Raw genomic sequence first — 3,975 nt, 5'->3', positions numbered from 1 at the left:
GACTGGGGTGAAGTCGTAACAAGGTAGCCGTAGGGGAACCTGCGGCTGGATCACCTCCTTTCTAAGGAAGATGCTGGCAGAGGGGCTTGCCCGTCTCGTGCATCGACTTAGCAGGCATCCAGATCAGGATGTCACATTCGACGGTCGGACCGTCCTCATATCCCTTCAGCAATCGAGAGCCAGGCCCGCCGTGATCCCCTTGGTGGACACGAGGGGTGTCCGGCCTGTGAATGGGTCGGTAGCTCAGGTGGTTAGAGCGCACGCCTGATAAGCGTGAGGTCGGAGGTTCAAGTCCTCCTCGACCCACCATCACCTTATCCTGGCACCCGTGCGGGGCCTTAGCTCAGTTGGTAGAGCGCCTGCTTTGCAAGCAGGATGTCATCGGTTCGAATCCGTTAGGCTCCACCATTTCCCGACATGATCAGAAAGCGGTTCGCGCTTTCTCGTCCTGTCGGACGCATTGCTCTTCGGAGCATTTTACATCGTTCAGAGAGATAATCGGCGTTGTCGGCCGCAACCGAGTGGGGTTGCGGTGGTCGTCAAGACCAACGGCAGCGTTGTCCAAGTCAAGTACACTAACCATGTTCCGTCCTCGGACGGAACAAAGTCCCTTCCATGGGAAGGGGCGGGAAACGTACATGCTTTTGACCGGAAGCGACCCCCGCGCAATGCAAAAGGACGCGGGATCGACGGGCCCCCTTTCTTCGGGATGACGGGTCTTTCTTCTTCCGGATCAAATCAAGCGCGATAAGGGCGTTTGGTGGATGCCTTGGCAGCAAGAGGCGATGAAGGACGTGATACTCTGCGATAAGCCATGGGGAGCTGAGAATAAGCTTTGATCCATGGATCTCCGAATGGGGAAACCCACCTGAAACTCGATTGTTGTTACCCTTGGGTATCAACAATTGGGTTAACCAGGTACTTATCACCTGAATACATAGGGTTTTAAGAGCGAACCCGGGGAACTGAAACATCTAAGTACCCGGAGGAAAGGAAATCAACAGATACTCCCCCAGTAGCGGCGAGCGAACGGGGACCAGCCGAGCCGTGAGAATGACCAGAATGGCCTGGAAAGGCCAGCCATAGCGGGTGACAGCCCCGTATGGGAAGTTTGATCGGACGCATTAAGTAGGGCGGGACACGTGAAATCCTGTCTGAAGATCGGGGGACCACCCTCGAAGGCTAAGTACTCCTTGCTGACCGATAGCGAACCAGTACCGTGAGGGAAAGGTGAAAAGCACCCCGACGAGGGGAGTGAAACAGTTTCTGAAACCGGACGCCTACAAGCAGTCGGAGCCGCCTTGCGCGGTGACGGCGTACCTTTTGTATAATGGGTCAACGACTTGGTCTATCTAGCAAGCTTAAGCCGTTAGGTGTAGGCGCAGCGAAAGCGAGTCTTAAAAGGGCGAATGAGTTAGATGGATCAGACCCGAAACCAGATGATCTAGGCATGAGCAGGCTGAAGGTTGGGTAACACCAACTGGAGGGCCGAACCCACACCTGTTGAAAAAGGTCGGGATGACTTGTGCCTAGGGGTGAAAGGCCAATCAAATCTGGAGATAGCTGGTTCTCCGCGAAAGCTATTTAGGTAGCGCCTCGGACGAATGCCCACGGGGGTAGAGCACTGCATGGATGATGGGGGCCCACAGCCTTACTGAGTCTAAGCAAACTCCGAATACCGTGGAGCACTATCCGGGAGACACACGGCGGGTGCTAACGTCCGTCGTGGAGAGGGAAACAACCCTGACCAACAGCTAAGGCCCCCAATTCGTGGCTAAGTGGGAAAGCATGTGAGACTTCCAAAACAACCAGGAGGTTGGCTTAGAAGCAGCCATCCTTTAAAGATAGCGTAACAGCTCACTGGTCTAGTCAAGAGGTCTTGCGGCGAAGATGTAACGGGGCTCAAGCCACGAGCCGAAGCTTTGGGTGTGCATTTATGCACGCGGTAGCGGAGCGTTCCGTGATATAAGCTCTTGCCTTTTCTATCCTGTCTCCCTTGCAAGAGGGTGGGATAGCGGAGGCGCGAGCTTTACTGTGAAGCCGGGCCGTAAGGCATCCGGTGGAGTGATCGGAAGCGAGAATGTTGACATGAGTAGCGACAAACAGGGTGAGAGACCCTGTCGCCGAAAGTCCAAGGGTTCCTGCTTAAAGCTAATCTGAGCAGGGTAAGCCGGCCCCTAAGGCGAGGCCGAAAGGCGTAGTCGATGGGAACCAGGTTAATATTCCTGGGCCAGGAGATGGTGACGGATCGCAGGTGTAGTTCCTCCTTATCGGATTGGAGGAGCTGCTGAGCGGTTCCTGGAAATAGCCCTCCACAAGACCGTACCCTAAACCGACACAGGTGGACTGGTAGAGAATACCAAGGCGCTTGAGAGAACCACATTTAAGGAACTCGGCAAAATACCTCCGTAAGTTCGCGAGAAGGAGGCCCCGTTGGCAGGCAACTGTCGGCGGGGGGCACAAACCAGGGGGTGGCGACTGTTTACTAAAAACACAGGGCTCTGCGAAGCCGTAAGGCGACGTATAGGGTCTGACGCCTGCCCGGTGCCGGAAGGTTAAAAGGAGAGGTGCAAGCCTTGAATTGAAGCCCCGGTAAACGGCGGCCGTAACTATAACGGTCCTAAGGTAGCGAAATTCCTTGTCGGGTAAGTTCCGACCTGCACGAATGGCGTAACGACTTCCCCGCTGTCTCAAATGTGGACTCAGCGAAATTGAATTGTCTGTGAAGATGCAGACTTCCCGCGGTTAGACGGAAAGACCCCATGCACCTTTACTATAGCTTCGCACTGGCATCAGGATTGCGATGTGCAGGATAGGTGGTAGGCATTGAGCCCGGGACGCCAGTTCCGGTGGAGCCATCCTTGAGATACCACCCTTCGCACTCTTGATGTCTAACCGCGGCCCGTTATCCGGGTCCGGGACCCTGCGTGGTGGGTAGTTTGACTGGGGCGGTCGCCTCCCAAAGAGTAACGGAGGCGCGCGAAGGTTGGCTCAGAGCGGTCGGAAATCGCTCGTCGAGTGCAATGGCAGAAGCCAGCCTGACTGCAAGACTGACAAGTCGAGCAGAGACGAAAGTCGGCCATAGTGATCCGGTGGTCCCGAGTGGAAGGGCCATCGCTCAACGGATAAAAGGTACGCTGGGGATAACAGGCTGATGATGCCCAAGAGTCCATATCGACGGCATCGTTTGGCACCTCGATGTCGGCTCATCTCATCCTGGGGCTGGAGCAGGTCCCAAGGGTATGGCTGTTCGCCATTTAAAGAGGTACGTGAGCTGGGTTTAGAACGTCGTGAGACAGTTCGGTCCCTATCTGCCGTGGGTGTAGGATACTTGAGAGGAGTTGCCCCTAGTACGAGAGGACCGGGGTGAACGTTCCACTGGTGGACCAGTTATCGTGCCAACGGTAGTGCTGGGTAGCTATGAACGGACAGGATAAACGCTGAAGGCATCTAAGCGTGAAGCCCCCCTCAAAACAAGGTATCCCTTGAGAGCCGTGGAAGACCACCACGTCGATAGGCCGGAGATGTAAGCGCAGCAATGCGTTCAGTTGACCGGTACTAATCGCTCGATAGGCTTGATTTGATCCGGAAGAAGACAGACCAGCTTGTCAAGGACAAGCAGCCCGCCTTCTTCCAAAAGCATCCTTGGACAATGTCTTCCCGATCCCGAAGCGGCGAAAGCCCGAAGGGAAGCGGAAACGCCGATTTCGCTCCTTTTCCGGTCTGGTGGCTTTAGCACGAGCAAAACACCCGATCCCATCCCGAACTCGGCCGTTAAGTGCCGTCGCGCCAATGGTACTGCGTCAAAAGACGTGGGAGAGTAGGTCACCGCCAGACCTGAAAAGAAGCGAAAATCTCTCGGAACGAAAAAGCACCGCAAACCACGCGATGCAAATGGCGCGGGGTAGAGCAGCCCGGTAGCTCGTCAGGCTCATAACCTGAAGGTCGCAGGTTCAAATCCTGCCCCCGCAACCA

General features: G+C 55.5%; 3 tRNA genes and 3 rRNA genes. All 6 read left to right on the top strand.

Features of this window, described 5'->3' with window-relative positions:
* Positions 1-61 (top strand): 16S ribosomal RNA (locus FE811_RS26035); the annotation flags it as partial.
* 171 nt (positions 62-232) lie between these two features.
* Positions 233-309: transfer RNA gene (locus FE811_RS26030), tRNA-Ile, on the top strand.
* Between the two features lie 23 nt (positions 310-332).
* Positions 333-408: transfer RNA gene (locus FE811_RS26025), tRNA-Ala, on the top strand.
* A 328-nt stretch (positions 409-736) separates the two neighbouring features.
* A 23S ribosomal RNA gene (locus tag FE811_RS26020) occupies positions 737-3,583 on the top strand.
* A 139-nt stretch (positions 3,584-3,722) separates the two neighbouring features.
* Positions 3,723-3,837 (top strand): 5S ribosomal RNA (gene rrf, locus FE811_RS26015).
* A gap of 61 nt (positions 3,838-3,898) precedes the next feature.
* A tRNA-Met gene (locus FE811_RS26010) sits at positions 3,899-3,975 on the top strand.

The sequence above is a fragment of the Paracoccus sp. FO-3 genome, assembly GCF_006386455.1.
GTDB classification, from domain to species: Bacteria; Pseudomonadota; Alphaproteobacteria; order Rhodobacterales; family Rhodobacteraceae; genus Paracoccus; species Paracoccus versutus.
Note: the sequence above shows the minus strand (reverse complement) of the source record. Positions and strands in the feature narration are given on the sequence as shown.